Origin of the sequence: Psychrobacter frigidicola, from assembly GCF_007997305.1 — a bacterium.
GTDB classification, from domain to species: Bacteria; Pseudomonadota; Gammaproteobacteria; order Pseudomonadales; family Moraxellaceae; genus Psychrobacter; species Psychrobacter frigidicola.
On record NZ_VORZ01000003.1, the window covers coordinates 230,648 to 256,233 of the forward strand.

Sequence of the window (25,586 nt, forward strand, 5' to 3'; positions counted from 1 at the left end):
TCAGTGTTCATGGTGATGATTGTGGCTGTGCTCAGGACTGTGAGCATGACCATGATACGCGCCTGCTTCAGGATGGAAGGGCGCATCCTCAGTGGTTAAGCGTAGACCCAAATGCTCCGCCAAATGTTCAAGCACATGATCCGGCTGAAAACGCAACCAGCGACTGCCTAATTGAAGAGTCACGTGGCGATTACCCAAGTGATAGCAGGCGCGCGCAAAGCTTGCCCAATCATCGGCATGCGCAGTGACTACGTTTTCAGGCTTAGCCACCACAGCAAAAACTCGCCCATCTTCTGCTTGCAGTCTGTCGCCATCTGCCAGCACTTGACCACGCTCTAAAAACACGCCCAATTCAATTCCGTTCTCGCTCACCGCTTTAAAGCGACCTTTCTGGCGCACTTCAAACGGCAAGGTCACGCTATCGTCGACTGCTTGCGTCGTTTGTCCTAAGTAGTGAATAATTTTTAACATAAGTTTTCCCCATTAGGCGTCTTAAAATAACATATATAATTGTGCCATTGGCAGCACTTCAGCAGGCTCGCAAGTCAATAATTCTCCATCACAGCGCACTTCATAGGTCTGAGCATCGACTTCAAGTTCAGGGGTTGCGCCATTATGAATCATGTCTTGCTTTTGAATTGAGCGGGTATTAAAACAGGCGTTTAGCTCACGGGTTAATGCCAGTTTGGTTTTAATATCGCGATCTAGAGCAGCTTGGCTGACGAAAGTAATACTCGTGGCAGCTGCACCACGACCTTGAGCGCCAAACATAGGACGATAATGTACTGGCTGCGGGGTAGGAATAGAGCCATTGATATCGCCCATGGGTGCATAAGCAATCATGCCACCTTTTAAAATCAGTGCAGGCTTGATGCCAAAAAATGCTGGATCCCACAAGACCAAATCGGCAAGTTTGCCAATCTCAATAGAGCCGACCACATGTGAGATGCCATGGGCAATAGCAGGATTAATAGTGTACTTAGCAATATAACGCTTGGCACGGAAATTATCACAGCCTAACGCTTCATCTTCGGGTAATAAGCCACGCTGTTGACGCATTTTATGAGCCGTTTGCCATGTGCGGCAGACCACTTCGCCCACGCGTCCCATCGCTTGGCTGTCGGATGAAATCATCGAGATGACACCCAAATCTTGCAAAATATCTTCAGCGGCAATGGTTTCTTTACGAATACGCGAGTCCGCAAACGCCACGTCTTCTGGAATATTGGGGTCTAAATGATGGCAGACCATCAACATATCCAAATGCTCATCAACGGTATTCACCGTATAAGGGCGCGTAGGATTGGTTGAAGACGGCAATACGTTGGATAAACTACAGGCTTTTAGAATATCGGGAGCATGACCGCCACCTGCGCCTTCGGTATGATAGGTATGAATGGTGCGCCCTTTAAATGCCGCTAACGTGTCATCGACAAAACCAGATTCATTTAACGTGTCGGTATGAATGGCAATTTGCACATCATACTCTTCCGCAACCAATAAGCAGCAATCAATCGCTGCAGGGGTTGAGCCCCAATCTTCATGGAGTTTTAAACCGATAGCCCCCGCGTTTAATTGTTCACGCAATGGGGCAGGTACGCTGGCACTGCCTTTACCCATAAAGCCAAAGTTCATCGGCAGCTCGTCGGTCGCTTGCAGCATACGTGAAATATGCCAGGCGCCAGGCGTACAAGTGGTCGCCTTACTGCCTGTTGCCGGACCTGTACCGCCACCAATCATGGTCGTTACACCTGAACATAACGCTTCTTCAATTTGCTGCGGGCAAATATAGTGAATATGCGTATCGACACCGCCTGCCGTCAAGATTTTGCCTTCACCGGCAATCACTTCACTACACGCACCCAAATTGATGGTTACGCCATCTTGAATATCCGGATTGCCCGCTTTACCAATGGCAACGATACGTCCCTCTTTAATGCCCACATCGGCTTTGACAATGCCCCAATGGTCTAAAATCACCACATTGGTAATCACCGTATCGACAGTATCCGCATCGCCAAGTTGGCTTTGACCCATGCCATCACGGATGACCTTACCGCCACCAAAGCTGACTTCATCGCCATAACAGGCATGGTCGTGCTCAATTTGAATCCATAAATCGGTGTCCGCCAAGCGAATTCTATCGCCCGTGGTCGGACCGAACATCTCAGCGTACGCGCTGCGACTGATTCTAGTCATTTTGATCTCCTAATTCGCCCATAACCTCACCGCGAAACCCATAAACGCGGCGCAATCCACCTAATGCCACTAAGTTAACCTCGCGCGATTGACCGGGCTCAAAGCGAATGGCGGTACCGGCTGCGATATTAAGGCGAAAGCCACGTGCCAGCGTACGGTCTAACAATAATGCTGGATTAACTTCAGCAAAGTGATAATGTGAGCCGACTTGAATGGGTCTATCACCGGCATTAGCGACTATAATAGTGCGTTTTTCACGTCCGACATTCAGCTCAATATCGTCTGCACCCAGTTGTAATTCTCCTGGCTTCATTGGTATTCCTTTTACTGAATCGGATCATGCAAAGTTACCAGTTTAGTGCCATCAGGGAATGTGGCTTCCACTTGTACTTCATGAATGAGCTCAGGTACACCATCCATTACCTGCTCGCGTGTGAGCCAATTGCGCCCGCTGCCCATCAATTCTGCCACCGTACGACCATCACGTGCGCCTTCCAAAATAGCCGCTGACAAATACGCCACCGACTCTGGATAATTTAACTTTAAACCACGTGCCAGACGGCGCTCTGCAACCAGGCCAGCGGTAAACAATAACAGTTTGTCTTTTTCTCTTGGCGTTAATTCCATAATGCATATCCTTGCTAGAAAGCCATTTTTTAGTCCACCAAATATAGGCAAATAAAAAATAGCGGTGTTAAAGGGCGTTAATTTTCAAAGCAATAGTCTAAAAACAGTATTTCTAAAACAATGTTTCTAAAACGGAATTTTAAAATGAATGGTTGTCAATGAGATGAATAACGTGTTTTTAATAAAATATGCCGCTGATAACCAAGCTAATAAGGGTTCAACGAATACTCATTAAGTCAGCCAAATACGTGGCGTACAAGCAGGGCGTCCTAGTAGCATCGGTCGAATCAGCGCCCATGCGCGCCACATACCCGCGCGGCACTCATTCATATCTTCACCCAAATAACGCACTAGCAGCACACCTAAGCGTTGGGTAACGGTAAAGGCGGGGCTAGTAAGTTCGGCACGTAACGTTTTTAACAACGTAGAGTCGAATTCTGTTCCACAAGCCACTAGCGTCCCAAAAACACTGTTATTATTTAACCCCGCTCGGCTGTGATGCATAGTGCTATTAGCTGTCAGCTGTAAGCGTTCGTTGAATAACAAACGTCCATCGCGCCACAAGCGGATACTTTGACTTAATGAACCTTCACTAAAACTCACGCCCGATGCCGGTCGACCTAAGCAAACCAAATCCCAGCCAATAAAACGCGCGCCATTCTCTAGCTCAATACGAGTATCTAAGACGGCATTAGCATCATTATATACGATGGTTTCTTGCGGTAGCCATTCACATTCGGCATTCTCCGCAAGCGTCAGATGTACGGACTGTCCCTGCGGCACACCATCGCTGTCGCGCCCGTATACCTTACCGGCAGACGGTGTGGTCAGCAGCGTTTGACTATTGGCAGCACCGTGAGCATTGATATTTAGTTGATCGCCAGACACCAAACCACCCGGCGGGTGTAAGACATAAAGATGACAAACACCGCCTTCCGGATAAAAAGGACGTTGAATACGTAAAGGGCCGGTAAAAGCCAATTGTTTTAGGTAAGTTTTATCGCCGGTTGGTACCAGCTGAAGGTCAAGCGTAGCGAGCCATTGTCGATCAGCTCCATAACCACGGGCGGCAGGGCTCGACACTGTATTCATGGTCATGACCATGTGGTGATTTCCGAAAAAAAGGACGTTGGAGTAAAAAAGGACGATAGATAGAATAATTGGGTTATGGCTACTAAAAAGTCAAAAGGAACGCTAGAAACCAGCTATGGCGACAAAAAGAGACAAGGCAAACTAAAGTGTTATAAAGGTGATGTTACAACACGGTTGCGCAAAAATAACATTGTCATTATTATATGATGTCTCAAAGAGGTGCATCGTATATAAGTGAGCCATAGACTAAAAAGCTGGATATGAGCCTCAGTAAATAAACCGTAGAATCGTTCAGTACAAAGGCATAAGGTAAACCAGTAATCAGCTTTTAGCATCGTAGCACTACATCATTGCGGGCTAATTTTACGCCTATCATTTCTGATTTAACAGAAAAAATTAAAAAAACACAACGACAAATGTAAAACTATAATACCAATTCCAAAACAAATTTACTGCCCACAAAACCAATCGCTAGCAAAATAAAGGCATAAATGGTGATATTGGCAGCACGTTTACCGCGCCAGCCAGCGCGCCAATTGCCAAGTAACAACGCCCCAAATAGTAACCATGATAAGACGCTAAAGACTGTTTTATGGACGATATGCTGCGCAAACAGGTCTTGGACATAAACAAATCCTAAGCCTAGCGCAATACTGAGTAGCACAAAGCCGACTAAAATCATATCGAACAATAAGCCTTCCATACTTTGCAGCGAGGGTAGTTTATTCACCCAAAAGCGGTGTATGGTATGATGTTTGAGCTCACGGATTTGCAGCCGTAAAAATAGCGCCTGTACCGTTGCCATCAGTAGCACACAGTAGGCGGCAAACGATAGTATAATATGAGCTTCAAGACCTAAACCAACATCCGTAAGTGGCTGGTAGGGTGCACGACCAATATAACCAACAGTCATACCGATAAAGGCAGTTGGCGCTGCTAAAATGCCCAAGCTAACAATAGGGCGGTAGAGACAGAATAATACGTAAAAGAATAAGAAAAATACGCTAATTAGACTGAGCACATTAAATAGATTAAAATTTAACCCATATAAGGTAAAAATATAAGGGTATAAGAGTACAACATGTGCCAGCATACCCACGAGTAATAAGCCAAGACTGGCATTTTTATGGATAGGCTTATCTGTTGTCAGTGCCCAACCGATATGGAAACTAACGACGATATAAGCCATACTAGCTATCACAAACGCAAGTAACACGGGCATGCCTCATTGAGTAACAGGAGTGCCCCATGGTCACTGTTGCAACTTAGGGCCGCTCAAGTTAATGCTAAAATGTTATGATTAGAATAATGGTTCAATTTATCATAAAATAGAAGTCAATTGAGACTCATCGCTATTATTCTTTGGGTTGAGCTTTTATTAATATTTTAATGTGCGCCTTTACTGAAAAATAGTTACCTAGCAAATACGACACATATAGAGTTAAATAGAAAATTTGTGACTGGCGTCCATATTTGAAAAGCTTGTTGATTAAACCCTATTTTCGTTGACCTCGAGACAATCATTACATTGATTACTAACTGATAAATTATTAATTGAAAAACTATTACCTGATTACTAATTGAGAACTATTTATGTTTGATACCTTAACCGAACGCCTCACATCGAGTCTACGCAATATCGTCGGTACTGGCCAGTTGACCGAAGACAATATTAAAGACACCTTGCGCGAAGTACGCATGGCGCTATTAGAAGCTGATGTGGCACTACCTGTAACCCGCGATTTTGTAAAACGTGTGAAAGAGCAGGCTATGGGTGCAGAAGTGCTCAAAGAATTAGCGCCAGGGCAAGCCTTTGTTAAAATTGTCCATGATGAGTTAACCGAGATGATGGGCAGTGCCAATCAGCAGCTCGAGATGACGGGTAAGCCGCCGATTATTTATTTGCTGGCAGGTTTGCAAGGCGCAGGTAAAACCACTACCGCGGGTAAATTGGCTAAATACTTACAAGAGCGCCATAAAAAGAAAGTCATGCTAGTTTCCGCTGACGTTTATCGTCCAGCAGCGATTGCCCAGCTTGAACAAGTTGCTGGGCAGGTTAATGCCAAGTTTGTCAATTCAAGCACGGATGAAAATCCGATTGATATTGCGCTGCGGGCAATTGAAGAAGCCAAAATTCAATATCAAGATATCTTGATTGTTGATACTGCGGGTCGCCTAGCTATTGATGACGCTATGATGGATGAGATTAAGGCGCTAACTGCCGCCATCAATCCTTCTGAGACCCTATTTGTTGTTGATGCGATGACCGGTCAAGATGCGGCGAATACTGCCAAAGCCTTTAACGATGCGTTGCCATTGACTGGTGTTATTTTAACTAAGACTGATGGTGATGCTCGCGGCGGTGCGGCGTTATCTGTCCGTGCTATCACCGGTAAGCCGATTAAATTCTTAGGTCGCGGTGAGCAATTAGACGCACTAGAGCTATTCCATCCTGAACGTATCGCTCAGCGTATTTTAGGTATGGGTGATGTCCTAAGTCTGGTTGAGGAAGTTGAGCAAAAGATTGACCGTGATAAAGCCGAAAAAATGGCGAAAAAGATGCAAAAGGGCGGCGAATTCGACCTTGAGGACCTATTAACTCAGTTCCAGCAAATGAAGAACATGGGCGGTATGTCAGGCTTCTTAGATAAGATGCCAGGTATGGGTGGCTCTGATATGCAAAAAGCGGTCGAAGATGCCAAGCCCGAAGAAAAAGTGCGTGAAATGGAGGCTTTGATTAATTCTATGACCCCGTTTGAGCGTCAAAACCCTGACAAGATTAACCCCAGCCGTAAGCGCCGTATTGCAGCAGGCTCCGGTAAAGACATTCAGGATATCAACCGTCTGCTCAAACAACATAAGCAAATGGCAAAAATGATGAAAATGATTTCAAAGCCTGAAGGCATTGGTAAAATGATGAAGGCTATGCAAGGTTTAACTGGTGGCGGTGCAGCAAGTGGCGGCGGTGGACCGTTATTTGGTGGCGGTCAGTCGCAAGGAAAAAGTGGCATGAAGGATGTCAATCAAGCGCAACTGGCAAAGCAGATGGGTCTTGATCCTAACAACATTCCAAGTACGGAAGAGATGCAAAAGCAGATGCAAGACATGCAAAACCAAGCGCCAAAAGGCTTTAAAAAACGCTTTTAGGTTAGGTTGACTGTATTACTGGTAAAATAAAAGCCCCAAAGCTGATAGTAGTTTTGGGGTTTTTTATGGCGATATTTTTGTGATTTGATTGCCCGTTCTTTAGTGCCTGGCATGTACCGCTTGAATTGACGGCTTTGCAGTCAGTAACTTTAATGAATAAAATTGCGAAAATGTAGAAAGTAATAAAATTTGCTGACCCTAAATGCTATGATAGGCGCTATTTTGCAACATCAGTCGCTTAACCGAGGTCATAATGTTTTTAGCAATGGATACCGTGTTTGACCAGTGTTCGATCGCGATACTTGATGGCAGTGGTAAAACCGTCACCTGTCTTACTGAAACCGGTAAACGCATGCAGACGCAGCAAATATTGCCAATGATTGATGCTGCCTTAGCTGAAAGCCAGCTGAGCCTTGCTGATATGCAAGCATTGATCTTCAATCGTGGCCCTGGCGCATTTAGTGGTATCCGCATCAATACGGCCGTGGTACAAGCGTTATCGGTGGCGCATGATTTACCCTGCGTTGGCGTGTCAAGCCTACAAGCGATAGCACAATGCGCTTATCAACAATATGGCTTAGCGCAGGTGTATAGCGCTCTTGATGCGCGCATGCAGCAAGTCTATTTTGGTCATTATGAATTAAAAAACGATAGCGGATTTAGTAGTGCGATTATGCAGCCTGTTGATATGGAAAACGGCGATGATACTGAGCGCTTGCTCGATTATGAGCGCCAAACGTCCCTTAATATTCCTATTGTTGGTAATGGCGCTGGGCTATTAAGCCTGCATGAGGGACAAATAGGTTATGATGCGGTTTGGCCTGATGCGGTAATTATTGGACTATTGGGTATCGCGCAATTTATGACAACTGGCGGTACCGATGCGGCGCATGCGCTGCCAAAATATCTGCGTAATCAAGCATGGAAAACCCTCAAAGAGCAAGGCAAGGCCTAAGGTCTGTCTACTGCCATTTAAATTTTATTCAGAATGAGCAGACACTTTATTCGAAATTATTAAGCGTCTGGCCTCAATCGTATCACAACAACATCAAACGCTCAGCAAGCCTGTTTTTAGGCCTTTTGTCAGGAAGAAATTGTGGACATCATTTTATTAATACAAGCCGTCATCATGGGTATCGTTGAGGGTATTACCGAGTTTTTACCCATCTCCAGTACTGGTTATCTCATCTTATCAGCGGATTTAATGGGTTTTTGGACCAAAGAAAAAGTTGATTTGTTCGTTGTTGTAATCCAGCTGGGTGCCATTCTAGCGGTCATTTATGATTATTGGGGACGACTGTGGCATGCGCTTACGGGGTTAATAACTGGCAAAGCAGAAGGACTTAATAATCCAAGACAGCTAGGGTTAAGTCTTATTATCGCTACTATTCCAGTAATGATACTTGGTTTTATCTTCGCCGATGATATTAAAACGCATTTATTTAATCCAGTTACTGTAGCAATTATGCTCATTATTGGTGGTCTGCTGATATTTTATGTCGAAAGTCGCCCCAAAACTATTATTGCGGTCGAGGCCGAAGATGTCAGCTTTAAAACGGCATTGATGATTGGACTGTTTCAGTGCTTGGCATTGATACCAGGTACGTCCCGCTCTGGTGCAACTATTATTGGGGCGCTGTGGCTTGGGGTGTCGCGTAAAGCATCGGCGGAGTTTTCTTTCTTCTTAGGTATTCCGGTTATTATCGGTGCTGCGTTACTTGATTTACTCAAGCATAGCGATGTACTAACCAATAGCGAAGATTGGTTAGTACTCGGTGTGGGTACACTGGTGTCCTTTATTGTTGGGCTATTGCTTATTCGCTGGCTCGTGGCATGGGTTAGCCTACGTGACTTTAAGATTTTTGCATGGTTACGTATTATCACAGGCGTTGTAGTATTAATCGCAGCTTGGGTGTTTGGCTATCAGTTTGCAGGCTAGTCGCAGTTTGTTTTCATGCTAAAGTTATTTTTTTCTATAAGCTTCGTTGTGTTGGTTTTTAGCTTAACATTTGAGGAGTAATAGTCATGACTGCTCAACTTATGGCTGGTTCGTTCAACCAGTGTAAATTACTCTATGTTAATAAGGCGCAGTTACCAGAAGTTGAGCGCCTGCAAACATTAGCGCGTGAGCATGATCTGTCATTATCTTTATCTATTGAATTGATTAGCGGTAAGCTGAACCAAAAAAGCCGTGAGCAATTATGTTCGGACACTACCCAAATTATTTTATTATTAGATGGTAAAAATAAGCTGTCATGGCTCAGTAATGGTCTCAGTGTCGCGCCTGAATGGGATAAGTTACAACGGCGCGTGGTCAGCGCAGGTCGTAAGACGGAGCTATTGTTACAAGCGGCAAAAGTTACAGCGGATAGTGTGGTAATTGATGGTACTGCTGGCTTTGGTCATGACAGTTTAATATTGGGAAGTACTGGTGCACAAGTTACCATGCTAGAGCAGCAGCCGTTAATGGCCTTATTACTGCTTGCAGAACAGCAACGTATGAGTACTCGGCCCAATTGGCAAAAACTGATGGCGCGCTTGCATATTATAAATACCGATGCGCTTAGTTATTTTGAAAGTATGCAAAATATGACAGAAACTGCTGATTTATCTGATAAGAAAGTAATTGATGTTATCTATTTAGACCCTATGTTTCCCGATAACAGCTATCAAGATAGCAAAACTGGCAAAGGGGCTAAAGTCGGCAAACATATGCAAGCGCTGCATTATTTAGCCAATCCACCGACCTTAATTGAGGAGCAGCAGCTTCTCCACAATGCGCAAGCGCTGGTAAGTAATAAGATCAACGAGAATAAACAGCAGGGGCGGGTTATCGTCAAGCGTCCGCAATATGCACCACTATTCGCCAACCAAAAACCAGATGATAGCTGGCAGAATGGTGCGGTACGTTTTGATGGCTATTTTTCATAACAGCTATTTGGTATAGGCGTGCTGAGTAAAATTTGGCATAACTTTTGGCATAAATAAAGTCCAAGAACAGAGGAGTGGGTGATGCTAACAATTATAGTTTGGGCGGTGGGTGCAGGCTTACTACTAATCAATATTATGCTGCGCACACGGATTCTTCGGTTAGAGGCGCGCTTAAAAGAGTTAACTAATCCCCAACAGCACTTAGCCTACTTACGTAAGCTGCCCGTAAAGAATGATAAAATAGCGGCTATCAAGGCCCTGCGTAAAAAGTATCCTGAATTATCATTGGTCGAAGCCAATAAACTATGGCAGCAAAGATAGAAGCTATAAAGATAAAAATTATAAAGATAAAGAGCATAAACCTATGATATCGAAGCGCCCCTCAATGACCTTTAAAGACAAACTTCACGCTTATATGCAGCTGACTCGCTTTGATAAGCCGGTTGGGATTGAGCTCTTGTTATGGCCAACTTTATGGGGGGTATTACTGGCGGCGATGGGTCAAGCCCAGCAGCAAGGTGCGACCGCTGGTTTACCCAGTCTAAAAATATTTGTAATTTTTGCGCTTGGGGCTATTTTAATGCGGGCGGCAGGTTGTGCGATTAATGATTTTGCTGACCGTAAAGTAGATGGTCATGTCACCCGTACCAAAGGCCGTCCATTAGCCGATGGTCGCTTATCGGGTAAAGAGGCTATTGGTGCATTTTTAATATTAGTATTATTAAGTGCCAGTTTATTATTATTGTTACCGATTCAGGTGTTTTATTGGGCGCTTGGGGCGGTATTTTTAGCCTTTATTTATCCCTTTATGAAGCGTTATACCCATCTGCCGCAACTGTTTTTAGCGGCTGCTTTTGGTTGGGCAATACCGATGGCTTATGTGGCTATCGCGGGTGCGCCTGATATTTGGTGCTGGCTGCTATTTTTAGCTTATATGTGTTGGACAGTGGCTTATGATACCCAATATGCAATGGCAGATCGTGAGGATGATTTAAAGATTGGGGTCAAGTCTACAGCGATATTATTTGGTCGCTACGATATAGTGATTGTCTCTATTTTACAAACCCTATTCTTATTATTAATGGGCGTGGTGTTATGGCATTATTTTGCGCCAACCAGTTTGGGTATCTCACTGATATTTGGTTTGGCCTTAGTCGCTATGATGTTTACCAAACAAAATAATGCTTGTGCCAGTCGTCAGGCATCTGCTTGTTTTCAAGCCTTTTTAGCCAATATTTGGGTGGGGCGCTATGTCTTTGCCTTAGTCGCTGCCGCTTGCATTTGGACCAGCCTAAATGGGTAAGTTGCCGAAGTTAAAAAAGACTAAGCCTGCGACCCTCTCTGCTGTTGACTATCAACTTAACCTTACCCAGCACGGTTTGACCCGCGCGCAAGTGATCGCCACTGAGCGCAAGTTAGCCAAATTTGCTAATGCTATGGACTCAATAGTGCGTATTCCTTTTACCAAACAAGGGGTAGGTGCGGATGCAGCGTTATCAACGATACCCCTAGCGGGTGACTTGGCAGGATTGGTCTTGACTAGCTACGCTTTTATATTAGGTCGGCGCTTGGGTGTGCCGATACAGAAGATGACCCCTGCGGTTAGACTGGCGCTCATTGATATGGTAGTAGGGATTGTTCCAGGAATTGGTACCTTGCTGGATATATTCATTCGACCCAGCCGTAAGACGCTGAGCATTGTCCATAAACATATACAGGATGAATATGGCATCACAGAAACCACCCATATGGACCGCCCATTTTTACATCAACAACTAGAAGACAAACAGCAACACAGCCGTTTTTGGCGCCATCCCATCGCTGCTTGGGTTTATCTACATATTCCTGATGTATTGGGCATTATTGTAATTGGTCTGCTAATTTGGGGCTTGTGGACAGCCATTGGCTGGTTAAGTAATATTTTTGGCAATATGACCGGCTTTGGTTAAAGGCCGCTACTCAGTTTTTGTCTGCATCGTTTGTTGATGGCTTCCATTTTAATACCCTTAGCTTTTTAGATGCTCTTTTAAGTACTAGGTAGTCAATCTTATGCAACGTTTAAAAATCGTTTTTAGCGGGCCGATAGGCGCAGGTAAGACCCAAGCTATAGCCAGTTTATCTGATATTCCAGTCGTGTCGACTGAAGCACAAAATACCGATTTGGCTGCGCATACCAAAGCGCTTACTACAGTCGGGATGGATTATGGTGAGCTGACTTTAGAGGGTGGAACAGGTATTGGTCTGTATGGTACACCAGGGCAAGAGCGCTTCAATTTTATCTGGCCAATATTATCGCAAGGGGCGCTAGGAGTGATTATTCTCATAGATCATTCTGCTGCTGACCCGGTACAAGATATGGCGCGTTATTTGGCAAATTTTGATAAAATATATCAAGGACACATTATTATTGGTGTCAGTCAAATTGATAAAAAACCAGAACGTCCTTTTGAGATTTATCGTGATTGGCTGCGTGAAAACTCGCGTAATTTACCGATTTTCCCAGTAGATATGCGTAAAAGAGACGATGTGTTATTGCTGGTTGAAACTATCATTACTAAACTTGAGCAAGAATAAATATTAATAATTGTATATTTAAATACAAAGTAAAAAAGCCGTTGTAACCTCAAACCTATATAAGCAATCCCTTTAAAGAATAATCGACAAACCTACCAAATAAAAGCTAAGCAGATCAATCAAAACCTAAAAATAACGGACAATATACAATGAACGATAAGCTGTTTCAGATGGAATCAAATCGCCTAAAACCTTCTGAGCAATATTTAGTAGCCGCAAAAGAGGTGCTGCACGAATTAGTACACGCGACCAGCGGTATTGATGGCGTACTGCTGGCTTCAACTGACGGTTTTGAAGTCAGCTCTATCTTTCAAAAGGATTATGACGGCGGTAAGTTATCTGCTGTCGGTAGCTCTATTTTAGCCTTAGTACAAGCATTGACTAGTGAGGCGCAGCTGACCGGTTGTCGCTCAGTGATTTTGGATGCCCAAGACGGCAAAATCATGATTAGTGCCGTACCTAACCAACACCAGCCAATGATAGTCATTATAGTGACCAAGCAGCAAGTATTGCTTGGACAAATCATGCATGGCATGAATAAAGCGATTAACCATTTAACCGAGCTTGACCAGCAGTACAATAATAAATAGCATTATAGATTAAGCGCCTACTGATTTTTAAACGTAGTCTCGATCAATTTTTAAATGCAGCGATAGCCAGTAGCCGTGCGGCTTTATGATCGACCCTGGGTACTGGATAATCGATAAGATTAAACAAACTGCCAGTAGTTAGTGCAGCTCGTAGTTTATCCTCTGCATGCAAGATATTAGCGGGCAGTTCTTGCAACTCAGGTAGCCAAGTTTTAATAAATTCAGCATCAGGGTCGTGACTTTTGGCTTGGCTAAAAGGATTCATAATACGGAAGTAGGGCGCTGCATCGGTACCCGTTGAGGCGCTCCACTGCCAGCCGCCATTGTTAGAGGCAAAGTCCCCATCTATTAGCTGCTGCATAAAATAACGCTCACCCCAGCGCCAATCAATCAGCAAATCTTTAGTCAAGAACATCGCCGTGACCATCCGCAGACGATTATGCATAAAGCCCGTTGCATTAAGACAGCGCATCGCGGCATCTACTAGCGGCACACCAGTTTGTCCGACACACCAAGCGTCAAAATCGTCCTGATTATATGACCAGTTGATACTCTTATCCATATCATCTTTATAAGCCTGATGGCGAATCAGTGCTGGCTTATCCGCCAATACATGCCGATAAAAATCTCGCCATGCCAGCTCACTTATCCAGCGATTAATGTCTTTATTATCACTATTATCTTGCAAGGCTTTAGTGGCTTGGATATAACAATGGCGCGCGCTGATAGTACCAATAGTAAGGTAAGCGGACAGCTGGCTGGTAGCATGTAAGCTAGGTACGTCGCGGCTCACATTATAATTATTAATGCCATCAGCGATAAATTGGTCTAAGCGATGACAGGCCGCAACCTCACCAGCAGGGTAGGCCGCGCGAGCATGAGACAGCTGCGTAGTACTTTCATTACTGCCTACTATTCCAGCGTCTTGTAAGCACAGTTGGTAATCTTTGACTACTTTTTCGCCCAATGTCTTTATAGTTTCAGCACTACTTGCACTGGCCGTTATTTGAGTCAGCTCTAGTAAGCCATTACTATCTTGAGTGTTTTGGTTTGAGTTTTTGTTGTCCTTAACCGCTTGTGCTTGATAAGACTCAATGAGACCAATATCCAAAGTGTGCCGCCATTTTTTATAAAATGGGGTAAATACTTGGTACATGCTGTCATCATTGGTCGTGATACTTTGGGGCGGTAAAATACATTGGTCATGGAAACGTAGAAATTCAATATTATGCTGTGCTAGCCGTTTAATTAACTGCTCATCACGCACAATCTCATGGCCTTCATATTCGTGATTTGCCATTACTTGAGTTATATTTTGCGCTGCATAAGTCTCGATGATTAAATCATTACAATCTTTAAAATTTTCACAGACATAAACGGTCAAAGGAATATTCAATTGTTTCGTTAAGCTTTGCGCCAACTTTGGCAAGGTACGGGCAATGTGGTCAACTTGCGCTAATGACGTATCATGCGACTGCCATTGCTCAGGAGTGAAGAAGAATAGTGCTGATGCCTTTGCATTATCTGATTGAGCGCGCTCGCAAAGTGCGGTCAAGGCTGTATTGTCATGCAGACGCAAATCACGGCGGAACCACATTAAATAATGTGGTTGGTTAGGATTAGTGTCAGTGGTCGCATTTTCCTCTCTATTCCTATCGCTATTCTTGTCACTGTCTCTAACGTTATCAGGGCTTGTATTGTCAGTTATTGGGGCAGGCGTGGTCATTCACGTATCCTTTTTTGAATCATAAACAAAACTATGAATAAAAGTATGCTAGGATAAGTTTTTGGATGCAATTTATTTGGCATTCAATTAACAAATCCTAACCATTTCTTATGATTAATTATTCATTTTGATTCATAATCAAGGCTTGCCGATTGTTAAGGTCATATTAAGGTTATACGATGCACGTTAAGTTCTGTGGTTTTACTCAGCTTGCCGATATCCATACTGCTGTTGCTTTAGGTGCCGATGCGGTAGGCTTAGTGTTTTATCCACCAAGTCCGCGTGCCGTAACCCCAGTACAGGCGCAAGCTTTGAGTGCGGCGTTACCTGCTTTTGTGAGCGTAGTCGCTTTGGTGGTTAATATGCCACAAGAAGAATTAGTTGAGCTGGCAGATACAGTAACCTTTGATATCATACAATTCCACGGTGACGAAAACCCTGAACAGTGTCAGCGATTGGCGGCGGCTGTTAATAAACGCTGGATAAAAGCTTTGCGTATTGATACCGAGCAAGACACGCTTGCTAGTGTAAGCGCTCAAATCAGAGAATTTGCAGCAGTTGGCGCGAGCAGTATTTTACTTGATGCTTATCATCAGCAGAAATATGGTGGTACTGGTGCGCGCTTTGATTGGAGTCTTATTCCAAAGGGTAGCGCACTACCGATTATTTTAGCCGGTGGCTTGGATGCGCAAAATGTTGCCGCTACTCGTGACTTGCCTATTTATGGGGTTGATGTCAGCGGTGGTATCGAAATCGATAAAGGTAAAAAAGACCCCGCTGAAATGCGCGCCTTTATGAAAGCCGTTAAGCGTGACCGATGGTAAAACGATACGGGCGTTGACGTCAGCTAAGCCTGTTCGTAGTAGCGTGCTCTTCTGCTAACTATTTATCCTTACCTGTTTGTCATTCCGAACTCCTTTATTAAATCGATATTCTTTTATACCTTGTTTTACACTTGTCTCAAAATCATTTATAAACACCACTTATTGTAGGAATTATCATGAGTCATGTCGACAGTAATACTGCAACTGATGCTTCATCTGCTACTGCTCAATCTGTGAATACTTTTACCAATCCAAAAGACGTACAGGACTTTAACCAGTATCCTGATGCCCGCGGCCATTTTGGTGTGCACGGTGGCCGTTTTGTCTCCGAAACTTTGATGGCCGCGCTAGAAGAGCTAGAGGCGTTATATACCAAAGTTAAAGCGGATCCGGCATTTTGGGAAGAGTATCACACTGATTTGGTCAATTATGTTGGACGTCCAACGCCGCTTTATCATGCCAAGCGTTTGAGTGATGAGATTGGCGGGGCGCAGATTTATTTTAAGCGTGAAGACTTAAACCATACCGGTGCTCATAAGGTAAATAATACTATCGGTCAGGCGTTATTGGCCAAAATGTGCGGCAAAAAACGCATTATTGCTGAAACGGGTGCTGGGCAACATGGCGTTGCGACGGCCACTATTGCGGCGCGGTTGGGACTTGAGTGTATTATTTATATGGGTGCCGATGATGTCGAGCGCCAAAAGATGAACGTCTATCGTATGCGTCTGTTAGGTGCGACTGTTGTGCCGGTGACTTCTGGTTCACGCACACTCAAAGACGCGATGAATGAGGCGATGCGCGATTGGGTGACTAATGTAGACAGCACTTATTATATTATTGGTACGGTAGCAGGCCCGCATCCTTATCCGCTGTTGGTACGCGATTTTCAGGCAATTATTGGTAAAGAAACCCGTATTCAGCATTTAGAAAGAACTGGTAAATTACCCGATGCCTTGGTTGCTTGTGTTGGCGGTGGCTCCAACGCGATTGGTCTATTCTTTGACTTCCTAAATGACACGAGCGTGAAAATGTATGGTGTCGAAGCGACTGGTGATGGTATCGAAACCGGTCGTCATTCAGCGCCACTTGCTGCCGGACGTATTGGTGTGCTACATGGCAACCGTACGTACCTCATGGCAGATGATGACGGTCAGATTCAAGAAACGCACTCAATTTCAGCAGGTCTTGATTATCCCGGTGTTGGCCCTGAACACAGCTTCTTAAAAGATATGAAGCGGGTTGAATATGTTGGCTGTACGGATAAAGAGGCGTTAGAGGGCTTCCATGAGTCAACGCGTAAAGAAGGTATCATTCCTGCGCTTGAAACGGCTCATGCGGTTGCGTATGCGCTCAAGCTTGCGAAGACTATGACTCCTGACCAAACCATCGTTGTAAATATGTCTGGTCGCGGCGACAAAGATTTGCATTCTGTTATGAAAGCGGAAGGTCTTGAGTTTTAGAGTTATATAGATTTTTAACGATCTTAAATAGGGTAATTGCATAACTAGTAATTGCTCTTTTAATTACTACCAGTCCTCATATGAACTATTAACAGCTGTTTAAAGTAGGCTGCTTTTGCGAAATATTTAAAAATAATAAGAGACCACTATGACCCGTATTGAAACCACTTTTGCAACTTTAAAATCACAAAATAAAAAAGCCCTCATTCCTTACGTGATGGCAGGCGACCCTAACCCTAGTAACTTTGTTGGCTTGCTACATGACTTAGTCAAGCACGGCGCAGATATGATTGAGGTTGGTTTGCCATTCTCAGACCCAATGGCTGATGGCCCAACGGTAGCATTAGCTGGAGAACGTGCTTTAGCAGCGGGTACTAGTACGCGTGACGCGCTAAAAATGGTTGAAGAATTCCGCACTACAGACACCCAAACGCCAATTATTCTAATGGGTTATTTGAATCCTGTTGAAATTATAGGCTATGACAAGTTCGTCGCACTGTGTGAGCAGTCCGGAGTTGATGGCCTATTGATGGTTGATTTGCCACCAGCGGAAGCGGGAAGTTTTACCCAGCATTTAACCGATCATGCAATGAATGAGATTTTCTTATTATCGCCAACCACGTTAGCGGAACGCCGTCAGCAAGTATTGACCCATTGTGGGGGTTATATTTATTACGTATCGCTTAAAGGCGTGACTGGCTCAGCGACACTAGATACTGATGATGTAGCGACACACGTAAAAGCGATTAAAGCGGAAACTGATTTGCCAGTATGCGTGGGCTTTGGTATTCGTGATGGGGCATCGGCGAAAGCGATTGGCATGCATGCAGACGGTATCATTGTCGGTAGCGCTTTGGTAGAGCATTTTGCTGATATAGATGCGAATGATGATGAGGCTATTGGTATTGCTCAGCAAAAAATCATGGCAAAAATGGATGAGTTACGTGAGGCTTTAGATAGCCTAAGCGCGTAGCATTATCACATTTATAATCATAGTGGCTTTATGCTAAGAATGGCAGATTCACCAATAACTACAAAGATGTTGAATGACTTTGCTAATTTTAGTTTACGTGTGTAAACTAATATGACATAAATATAGTGATAAACTACGCGCAAGCGTGCCTCATAACTGCTCATGTTATGACTAATTTTGATTTTCAAACTAACTCTAAGCGACAAGCGAATGAGCGAGCTTGCCAATAAGCCTTTGATAATGGCGAATAATATGACTGATACCATAAAAAAACCTGATACTCAAAACGATAGCGCGATTAACTCTGCTGAAAGTAACACACCGGCGAGTACGTCATGGTTTACCCGCTCGGTACCGGGCGTCAAGCAGCAGTTAACGGCACCATTGACAGCGGTCGAGACTGAACCATCAACTGAGTGCACCAGCTGTCATTCGATGATTACAAATACGGCGCTGATTTTTAACTGCTATGTCTGTCCGCATTGCGATCATCATTTGCCGATGTCTGCCCGCGAGCGTCTGCAATGGTTCTTAGATCAAGTCGATGGCGAACTTGGACAAGAGTTTGTTGCCAAAGATCCGCTAGGATTCGTGGATAGTAAGCCGTATCCGCAGCGTATGACTGAAGCACAAACCAAAACGGGCGAGACCGAAGCACTGATTGTTCTATATGGCAAATTGCGTAATTTGGATGTGGTTGCTTGTGCCTTTGACTTCCGCTTTATGGGTGGTTCGATGGGTTCGGTGGTTGGTGACCGTTTTGTACAAGCCGCTGAAAAGGCATTGGCAGAGCGTAAACCATTAGTCTGCTTTGCAGCATCGGGTGGCGCACGCATGCAAGAAGGCTTACTCTCATTAATGCAGATGGCGCGTACCGCTGCTGCCATTGAGCGTTTGCGAATAGCTGGCGTGCCTTACATTGTTGTATTAACCAACCCCGTTTATGGTGGTGTGACGGCATCCCTAGCTATGTTGGGTGATATTCATTTAGCAGAACCAAAAGCGATGATTGGCTTTGCCGGTAAGCGCGTTATTGAACAAACGGTGCGTGAAACCCTAGAAGAACCCTTCCAGCGTGCTGAGTTTTTATTAGAGCATGGTGTGGTTGATGAGGTCGTCCATCGTCATCAATTGATTGATACCATTTATCGTTTATTAGCAAAATTATGCAGCCAACCGAACGTTGATGCTTAGCTTTTTATTTTTTTAGGTTAATTTTTAAACTCAATTGTTTAAAAAAATAATGAGCAAGCATTCTAATAGCATTTACCGTCAAGCGATGGTAAATGCTATTTTGGTTTTCGCCTTTGGTTTTTAACGCGCTTGTTATACACTGGTCTCAGCACTCATTTAAGTGTTGATTTATTTTCAATAGACCGTCTTTTGACTCTACCTTTTAACACTGTCACGTTCTTTACTATAGGTTTTATTCATGTCTGCATCTTTATCTTCTAACACGGTTACGACCGATATTCCTAATAGCCAGTCTAGCCTTACAGAATGGTTGGATTATATGCAGCAGATTCATGTGTCAGCCATAGACATGGGGCTGTCACGGGTGTTACCTGTGGCTGAGTATTTAGGAGTGGTACAATCGGCTAAAGACGATGCTTATGTATTTACCGTTGCCGGCACGAATGGTAAAGGGTCGACGACAGCAGTGATTAGCGCCATGTGTCAAGCCGCAGGTTATAAAACGGCACTGTATCAGTCACCGCATCTCAGCTGTTTTAATGAGCGCGTGCGTATTAATGGCGAGATGGTCAGTGATCAAACTTTAATTCAGGCTTTTAGTAAAGTTGAAGCGGCACGTTTACAGTGTGAACTAACGTTGTCATTCTTCGAGATGACCACACTAGCGGCACTATTAATATTTGCCGAAGCGGATTGCGATGTTTGGGTGCTAGAAGTAGGGCTAGGCGGACGCTTAGATGTGGTGAATATTATTGACCCTGATATGGCAGTAATTACTAATATCAGTATCGATCATGTTGATTGGCTAGGGGATAATGTCGAGCAAATCGGTGCTGAAAAGGCGGGCATTTTACGTGACGATATTACTTTAATTTATGGTGCAGCTGACATGCCATATAGTGTGCAGCAACTTATTAAGACTCATCATGCCACTTGTTATCAAGTTGATCAGGATTTTAGTTATCGCGTACAAGACGCACAGACATGGCAATATAGCAATGCAGCTGTTACCTTGCAATTACCGCGACCAGCATTGTCATTAATGAATACAGCTAACGCCTTATCCGCAGTGCTGGCAAGTCCGCTTAAAGTTGATATAGCTGCTATTGAGCAAGCCTTAAAGACAGTGAAGCTGGCTGGACGCTTTGATTATCGTGATCTTGAAAACCGTCATTGGTTGTTTGATGTCGCCCATAACGAGCAAGGCGTAAATTTTCTATTGGCCCAGCTATTGCCGCTTTGGCAGCAGCATCTTGAAAGCCAACAGCATAACAAAACGGGTAGCATTAAAATGCTGTTTTCAATGTTAGGGGATAAAGACATTGGGATGGTGGTACAACGTTTAACGCAAGCTGACTTACCGATGACCGATTGGTTTATTGCAGAGATTGACTATCCACGTGCAGCGAATGTTGAGCAACTTCAAAGCGCGTTAGCGGTGCATGTTGCGCCCACTAACATTCATGTTTTTACGAGTTTACAACAAGCAACTCATGCTGTTATTGCTAGCAGTCAGCCGCAAGATTTAATTGTTGTTTGTGGTTCTTTTCATACGATTGGTGAGGCGCTTGCGGCACTTGAAGTTTAATGATATCTAACAGCAATTAGATATTGTCTAAGCATTATATTAAGAGTGCTTTGATAGCAGACAGCTTGAAAAATATGTTTTATAATCAATATGTTTACGTGAAAATAGTGATGTTCTTATATTAACACTATGAAATTTTAGACGCGCCGATTACTCAACCTTACGACAACTAAGAGACGGGAACGAATGAGCTTTTCGAGACAGGCCTTATTGGGCATTGGGATGGTTGTAGGCGGCATTGTCATGCTATCTGCTATGGTGCAACAGCTTGGAGTGAGTGATGACAACCCCTCCCTCACACCGGCTATTGTAGACAAGTCAAGCGCAGAGACCGCCTCGTCCTCGTCTTTGACGACAGATGTAGATACTGAAAAACGCCTTCTGGCATTAAAACAAAAAGAGCGAGCCGCACGCGTCGCTGAGCAAGAAAGACGCGCAGAGTTATTTTCAGAAGAGCAAGCCAGTGCAGAGACCCAAGCCTTGGCCAAAGCCCGTAACGAAAATCAGCAATACAGTGTCAATGATGACCCAACAGAAGAAACAGGGCAAAGCGACGTTACCTATCCTAAACTACAGCCGCGCGCCGGTAGTACGGTCAGCACTCCTGTAAGCTCTACTAATAAAGCTAATGATGACTCTCAAAAAGCTGAGCAGAAAAAAGATAAAAAACAGGTTGAAGAAAAAGCGGCTAGTAAGGAGGTCAAAAAGTCTCCACCGAAAGCGCCTATTGACTATACCATTGAGAGCGGTGATGGCTTGTTAAAATTGGCGCACCAATACAACGTCTCTGTGGCAGTGCTAGCACAAGCTAATAATATTGAGCCATCAGCAACGTTGCAGATAGGGCAGGTATTGACCGTTCCTTCACGTAAACAAATTGAACGCCTAGAACGTGAAGCGACTGCAGCTGAGAAGAAACGCGACGAAAAACGTAAGAAAGAAGAGGCCTTGGCTAAAAAATCTGTTGAAGCAAAAAATGAGGCTCAGAACAAGCTTGGCGCAGCGCGTAAAGAAGTTAAAGAGACGGATGCTAAAGGTAGTTTTGGGGTACAAGTTGCGTTAGCAACCAACCAAGCTTCAGCTGATGAAGTTGTTAAGAAGTTTAAAGCCGCCGGTTATCAAGTAAAGACTAGCCAAACCACTCGTGGCGTACGCGTCGTTGTAGGGCCTGAGCGCGGCAAAATTGCTGCCTTGGCATTAAAAGACAAAGTCAATAGTGATCCTGATGTGAATACTACCAGCGCTTGGGTTTTATATTGGTGATAATTAGTGGTATTAAATTATTAACTAGATAACAGCTTTATTTAATATAAAGATATATTTAATACGAAGCTAAGCATCCTCCAAAACACGACTTTTATGGTCGTGTTTTGTGCTTTATAAAATGTATATTATGATTTATTTTAATCAAAACAATATACTCTTTTCAACGAAATTATTCTGTAAGTGATGTCGTTCTAACAAACTAGCAGCGTTACGATTAAGAGTCTGGCCTATATAATATTTTGATTATCTGACTTTGATAAAGGGAAAGCTATGTCATTTGGCGTTATATTTTTAGTGTTGGCCGCTGGGTTTTTGGGCTTGATAGTAGTGTCAAAGTTGCGTTCATCGCACCCATCAAAGCATCAGGAACCAACTAAAGATACGGATTCTGAACCAAAACCAGTAGGTGGTGACGAATTGGCTATTTGGCCATTTGCGCCTATGCCAATTATGACGGATACCGAAGTTATATTTTTTCATAAGCTCAAAAACGCGCTGCCGGAATATCATATTTTTGTGCAAGTCCAGTTATCACGTATCATTGCTAGTAATAGTGAAGAGGCGTCTGAGCGCAGCTTTTGGTTCAATCGTATTTGCCGTCAAAGTGTCGATTATGTGATTATAGATATTGACGCGCAGACTACCCTAGTCGCTATCGAGCTGGATGATTGGACGCATAATAGCAAAGCAAGTCAAAAGGCAGATGATAAAAAGGACAAAGCGCTTGCCAGTGCCGGTATTCCAATTGTGCGCTTTCATGCTGAGCGTATGCCGAGTGCTGACATGCTCCGTTATGAGTTGATACAAGTCATCGAGACTTATTAAGCTTCTCTAAACCTAAAGCTTCTATGTCAACTAAAACAGGTTACCTACAGCAGCTGACTATGTTAATTAGACAAGCTGTCATGCCCGTCATCCTTATTGGTTTGTAAAATAACTAAAGGTTCATAATATGCTTGTGATGATCGCTTTTGATTAGCATTGACCTCTATAAAATATAACCCTTGTGGCAAAGCTTGATGATTGGACAACATCTCGCTGCTAGTACTTTCTTTATTGTTTTCTCCGCTTTCACTTCTACTATTTTCTACATATTTACTATTATAGAAATCGCGCTGAGTAAACCATTCAATATAATGCGCTCGGCGGATGCCAGTAATGCCGTCAAGTGGCTCTATAATACTTTCAATACTACTGACTTGATTCTGTTTTTGAATAATTTCAGAGTTAGGTTGGTCATCCCTATTATTTTGAATTTTAAGGACAGCCAGCCAGCGATGCATAGGAAGGCTTGGGGCTAACCAGTTGGGATAAATAAACTTAGTGACAGTTGTGGGGAGGAAAAACCGGCCTTTAATCACCGCATAACGCTTATCAATTTTAACTTGTCCATGATTCTCAGTGTCTACCCAAACGGTACAAAACTGCTTGGTTTGCATATGGGACATTTTACGTTCTAGATTATCATTAGAGTTGATACCGACCCAATTCTCAGGTGCAAACGGCGCTGAGCCCATAAAGAACTTGATGGCTAGTTCCCAATGTTCCGTTAGCTTTTCCTGATGATTATATAAGATTAAATCTAGCTCACCAGTGGTTTGCTTACCGCGGAATAACTGTACATTACTAGCGATTATTTCATAAGAATGCAGTCCATGCGTATAGCCGTCGGTTAACCAAAATGACAATAAGCCTTCAAAATGAAAACCCAAACGATTGGAGCTTGGTCGTGCCAGTAAGTAGCGGGTTAAGTCTTGATAGGCAGTGGTAGTATCAAGTTCAACTAATCGTACACGGTAAGCTTCATATTGGCCTTGCCAAAAGCTTGCACTATGTACGGCAATTATGGCGTTATTCTCATGAGGCGCAAAGTCTATCCATTCAGCTAAAACATTGGGACAAGCGAGGGCATAAGCTAAATCGCGTACATAAGGACGCTTATACTCTTCCCATGGTGCATCTTTTTTAATAGTTAGGTTTTCAACAGCAGCGTTTATAAGAGTAGAAGAGAGATGAGAGGTAGGCTCGGTCATAGGGTGAACCTTAATGGATTATGAAGAATTTACCCTAACTGTTCACTTAGTAAAAGTCTAGCTAGAGTAAGTATCAGTTAGGGCAGCGCTCAACTTTTTTAAGTTTAAAACATGACTTTAATGATATAAATATTTAAATAGATGTCAGGTGTGTTTAGCAATAAGGGCATTAGGATAGTGAGTAGGATGTTTAGTACGCCTAATTGCCATTTAGCTGGCTTGCTAAAGAAGATTTTTGCAGGTGTGGCTAGTCTGTTTTTTGATAAGTCGTTGGGTTTATTTGGCTTATCCATCTGTATAGCTCCATGATATATCGCAAAGATGTTTTGCGGCTCGTGGTGCTATGTTATGGGATGGGGTTATTTACGGCATTGCAAATGCAATTTGGGTATTAGAAAGTATTAATTCTTTTTAGCATCATTTAGCAAACGATTAGCTTGTGAGAATATGCCGTTTATATTCCTAGTTTTTAAGCCTTTAATGTTCATTTCATCAATGTATTCTGCAAGCCCTGCTTGTGTAGGTTGGTTGGTGCTTTTATTAGTGTCAGTTTTAAAGTTATAAGCATTAATATCAGGGTCAAGTAATAAGTCTTTTAAAACTGCTATTAAGCAATAGGCACTATCTTTGAGGCTTAACGCTCTATCATTAGCAGGCATGTCTTCCTTTTTCTTTAGCATATCAAGCTCAGTATTGGCTTGTGATAACTGATTAGTAAGACTGTTTATTTGTTTTTCATAATATTTTTTATGGTTTTCGCCGAATAGTTCATCAATATCAATTCTAGGATAGCGTAAATCATGAAAGCCTATTAGCTTGTCATCATGCAGTTCTATTCGCTTAAACAAAGCACCTTTCTTGAACATGTTATGAAAATCTGCTAAATGCCGCAAAACTATTCTTTCAGCCATATAATTAGGAATATGAAGCCAGTCTCTAAAAATCTGACCTTTAACATTCTTTTTGTCAGATGCTTGTAAATAGCTATCCTGTTGCTCAATTAAAGATGCCAAACTATCTGCAAAAATATATAGGTTGCCATTTTCTTTTTCATGATGGACGGGCTGAGCTGCATTATTACGATAACCCGATGCTTCTGATGTGTAAATACCGGCATAGTTGAAAGTAGGTCTTAATCTACCTTCTCTTATAAAATCTAGCAGAATACTTTTAACCTTAATGAAGGCGCTATCACTGTCTAAGTCATATTTGTTATCTGAGTTACTAATAAGCTCAGCAAATTCATAAAACGTTAGAACGGGCTTATTTAATTTTTGCATCGCTACACCTTTAGTTTCAAAGCAGTGACAGCTTGAGGACATCAATAGCTGTAGTTCGGTAATTTTACCCCAAAAAAAA

26 protein-coding genes are annotated in these 25,586 nt (G+C 43.3%); 16 read left to right on the forward strand and 10 right to left on the reverse strand.

The genetic code is table 11. The features are described from left to right. From ureE to ES754_RS10210, 6 genes are all read right to left on the reverse strand, one after another. Window positions 1-471: an urease accessory protein UreE gene (ureE, locus tag ES754_RS10185; RefSeq protein WP_147224080.1), complete on the reverse strand. Its 471-nt coding sequence runs from the start codon at window positions 469-471 to the stop codon at window positions 1-3. Between the two features lie 21 nt (window positions 472-492). Further along, window positions 493-2,199 (reverse strand): urease subunit alpha, encoded by a 1,707-nt coding sequence (gene ureC, locus ES754_RS10190; protein WP_147224081.1) that lies wholly within the window; start codon window positions 2,197-2,199, stop codon window positions 493-495. Next, window positions 2,192-2,512 (reverse strand): urease subunit beta, encoded by a 321-nt coding sequence (locus tag ES754_RS10195; protein ID WP_147224082.1) that lies wholly within the window; start codon window positions 2,510-2,512, stop codon window positions 2,192-2,194. The genes ureC and ES754_RS10195 overlap by 8 nt, the downstream gene beginning before the upstream one ends. Before the next feature lie 11 nt (window positions 2,513-2,523). After that, the gene (locus ES754_RS10200; RefSeq protein ID WP_062533700.1) at window positions 2,524-2,826 is read right to left on the reverse strand and encodes an urease subunit gamma; all 303 of its coding nucleotides are present in this window, start codon (window positions 2,824-2,826) and stop codon (window positions 2,524-2,526) included. Window positions 2,827-3,057: 231 nt separating this feature from the next. Continuing rightward, window positions 3,058-3,918: an urease accessory protein UreD gene (locus ES754_RS10205; RefSeq protein ID WP_170231105.1), complete on the reverse strand. Its 861-nt coding sequence runs from the start codon at window positions 3,916-3,918 to the stop codon at window positions 3,058-3,060. Between the two features lie 424 nt (window positions 3,919-4,342). Then, a complete protein-coding gene (locus tag ES754_RS10210) occupies window positions 4,343-5,134 on the reverse strand; it encodes a cytochrome C assembly family protein (protein WP_201538799.1) in 792 nt (263 codons plus the stop codon). 377 nt (window positions 5,135-5,511) lie between these two features. On the opposite strand from ES754_RS10210, the gene ffh reads away from it, so the two are divergent. The 9 genes from ffh to ES754_RS10255 all read left to right on the forward strand — a co-directional run bounded on the left by ffh (window position 5,512) and on the right by ES754_RS10255 (window position 13,160). Next, window positions 5,512-7,065 carry a signal recognition particle protein gene (gene ffh, locus ES754_RS10215; protein WP_147224085.1) on the forward strand — a complete coding sequence of 518 codons (1,554 nt, stop codon included), beginning with the start codon at window positions 5,512-5,514 and terminating at the stop codon, window positions 7,063-7,065. 253 nt (window positions 7,066-7,318) lie between these two features. After that, on the forward strand, window positions 7,319-8,020 hold the full coding sequence (tsaB, locus tag ES754_RS10220; RefSeq protein WP_147224086.1) for a tRNA (adenosine(37)-N6)-threonylcarbamoyltransferase complex dimerization subunit type 1 TsaB: 702 nt from the start codon (window positions 7,319-7,321) through the stop codon (window positions 8,018-8,020). Between the two features lie 141 nt (window positions 8,021-8,161). After that, the gene (locus ES754_RS10225) at window positions 8,162-9,004 is read left to right on the forward strand and encodes an undecaprenyl-diphosphate phosphatase (RefSeq protein WP_147224087.1); all 843 of its coding nucleotides are present in this window, start codon (window positions 8,162-8,164) and stop codon (window positions 9,002-9,004) included. Window positions 9,005-9,090: 86 nt separating this feature from the next. After that, entirely contained in the window at window positions 9,091-9,996 is a 906-nt protein-coding gene (locus tag ES754_RS10230) for a class I SAM-dependent methyltransferase (RefSeq protein ID WP_147224088.1), read from the forward strand. 81 nt (window positions 9,997-10,077) lie between these two features. After that, complete coding sequence (locus tag ES754_RS10235) at window positions 10,078-10,317, forward strand: hypothetical protein (RefSeq protein ID WP_147224089.1); 240 nt, start codon at window positions 10,078-10,080, stop codon at window positions 10,315-10,317. Between the two features lie 64 nt (window positions 10,318-10,381). Next, window positions 10,382-11,299 (forward strand): 4-hydroxybenzoate octaprenyltransferase, encoded by a 918-nt coding sequence (gene ubiA / locus ES754_RS10240; protein ID WP_147224201.1) that lies wholly within the window; start codon window positions 10,382-10,384, stop codon window positions 11,297-11,299. After that, window positions 11,292-11,945, forward strand: coding sequence for a DUF4112 domain-containing protein (locus ES754_RS10245; protein ID WP_147224090.1), 654 nt, complete (start codon window positions 11,292-11,294; stop codon window positions 11,943-11,945). The genes ubiA and ES754_RS10245 overlap by 8 nt, the downstream gene beginning before the upstream one ends. A gap of 100 nt (window positions 11,946-12,045) precedes the next feature. Continuing rightward, a complete protein-coding gene (locus ES754_RS10250; protein WP_147224091.1) occupies window positions 12,046-12,570 on the forward strand; it encodes a GTP-binding protein in 525 nt (174 codons plus the stop codon). 149 nt (window positions 12,571-12,719) lie between these two features. After that, window positions 12,720-13,160 carry a roadblock/LC7 domain-containing protein gene (locus tag ES754_RS10255; RefSeq protein ID WP_147224092.1) on the forward strand — a complete coding sequence of 147 codons (441 nt, stop codon included), beginning with the start codon at window positions 12,720-12,722 and terminating at the stop codon, window positions 13,158-13,160. Window positions 13,161-13,203: 43 nt separating this feature from the next. Here ES754_RS10255 and ES754_RS10260 read toward each other — a convergent pair whose 3' ends face one another. Then, complete coding sequence (locus ES754_RS10260; protein ID WP_147224093.1) at window positions 13,204-14,886, reverse strand: cryptochrome/photolyase family protein; 1,683 nt, start codon at window positions 14,884-14,886, stop codon at window positions 13,204-13,206. Window positions 14,887-15,065: 179 nt separating this feature from the next. On the opposite strand from ES754_RS10260, the gene ES754_RS10265 reads away from it, so the two are divergent. The 7 genes from ES754_RS10265 (at window position 15,066) to ES754_RS10295 (ending at window position 23,019) form a co-directional block, all read left to right on the forward strand. Continuing rightward, a complete protein-coding gene (locus ES754_RS10265) occupies window positions 15,066-15,710 on the forward strand; it encodes a phosphoribosylanthranilate isomerase (RefSeq protein ID WP_147224094.1) in 645 nt (214 codons plus the stop codon). 176 nt (window positions 15,711-15,886) lie between these two features. Further along, window positions 15,887-17,173, forward strand: coding sequence for a tryptophan synthase subunit beta (trpB, locus tag ES754_RS10270; protein ID WP_227677813.1), 1,287 nt, complete (start codon window positions 15,887-15,889; stop codon window positions 17,171-17,173). Window positions 17,174-17,321: 148 nt separating this feature from the next. Continuing rightward, window positions 17,322-18,146 (forward strand): tryptophan synthase subunit alpha, encoded by an 825-nt coding sequence (trpA, locus tag ES754_RS10275; protein ID WP_147224095.1) that lies wholly within the window; start codon window positions 17,322-17,324, stop codon window positions 18,144-18,146. A 240-nt stretch (window positions 18,147-18,386) separates the two neighbouring features. Further along, on the forward strand, window positions 18,387-19,340 hold the full coding sequence (gene accD / locus ES754_RS10280; RefSeq protein WP_147224203.1) for an acetyl-CoA carboxylase, carboxyltransferase subunit beta: 954 nt from the start codon (window positions 18,387-18,389) through the stop codon (window positions 19,338-19,340). A 238-nt stretch (window positions 19,341-19,578) separates the two neighbouring features. Then, entirely contained in the window at window positions 19,579-20,928 is a 1,350-nt protein-coding gene (gene folC, locus ES754_RS10285) for a bifunctional tetrahydrofolate synthase/dihydrofolate synthase (RefSeq protein WP_147224096.1), read from the forward strand. Between the two features lie 186 nt (window positions 20,929-21,114). Next, window positions 21,115-22,191, forward strand: coding sequence for a LysM peptidoglycan-binding domain-containing protein (locus tag ES754_RS10290; RefSeq protein ID WP_147224097.1), 1,077 nt, complete (start codon window positions 21,115-21,117; stop codon window positions 22,189-22,191). Window positions 22,192-22,464: 273 nt separating this feature from the next. Then, window positions 22,465-23,019 (forward strand): DUF2726 domain-containing protein, encoded by a 555-nt coding sequence (locus ES754_RS10295; protein WP_147224098.1) that lies wholly within the window; start codon window positions 22,465-22,467, stop codon window positions 23,017-23,019. 62 nt (window positions 23,020-23,081) lie between these two features. Here ES754_RS10295 and ES754_RS10300 read toward each other — a convergent pair whose 3' ends face one another. The 3 genes from ES754_RS10300 to ES754_RS10310 all read right to left on the reverse strand — a co-directional run bounded on the left by ES754_RS10300 (window position 23,082) and on the right by ES754_RS10310 (window position 25,507). Beyond that, the gene (locus tag ES754_RS10300) at window positions 23,082-24,227 is read right to left on the reverse strand and encodes a DUF1853 family protein (RefSeq protein WP_147224099.1); all 1,146 of its coding nucleotides are present in this window, start codon (window positions 24,225-24,227) and stop codon (window positions 23,082-23,084) included. A gap of 104 nt (window positions 24,228-24,331) precedes the next feature. After that, a complete protein-coding gene (locus tag ES754_RS10305; protein WP_147224100.1) occupies window positions 24,332-24,520 on the reverse strand; it encodes a hypothetical protein in 189 nt (62 codons plus the stop codon). Window positions 24,521-24,628: 108 nt separating this feature from the next. Further along, entirely contained in the window at window positions 24,629-25,507 is an 879-nt protein-coding gene (locus ES754_RS10310) for a hypothetical protein (RefSeq protein WP_147224101.1), read from the reverse strand. Window positions 25,508-25,586: the final 79 nt, after the last annotated feature.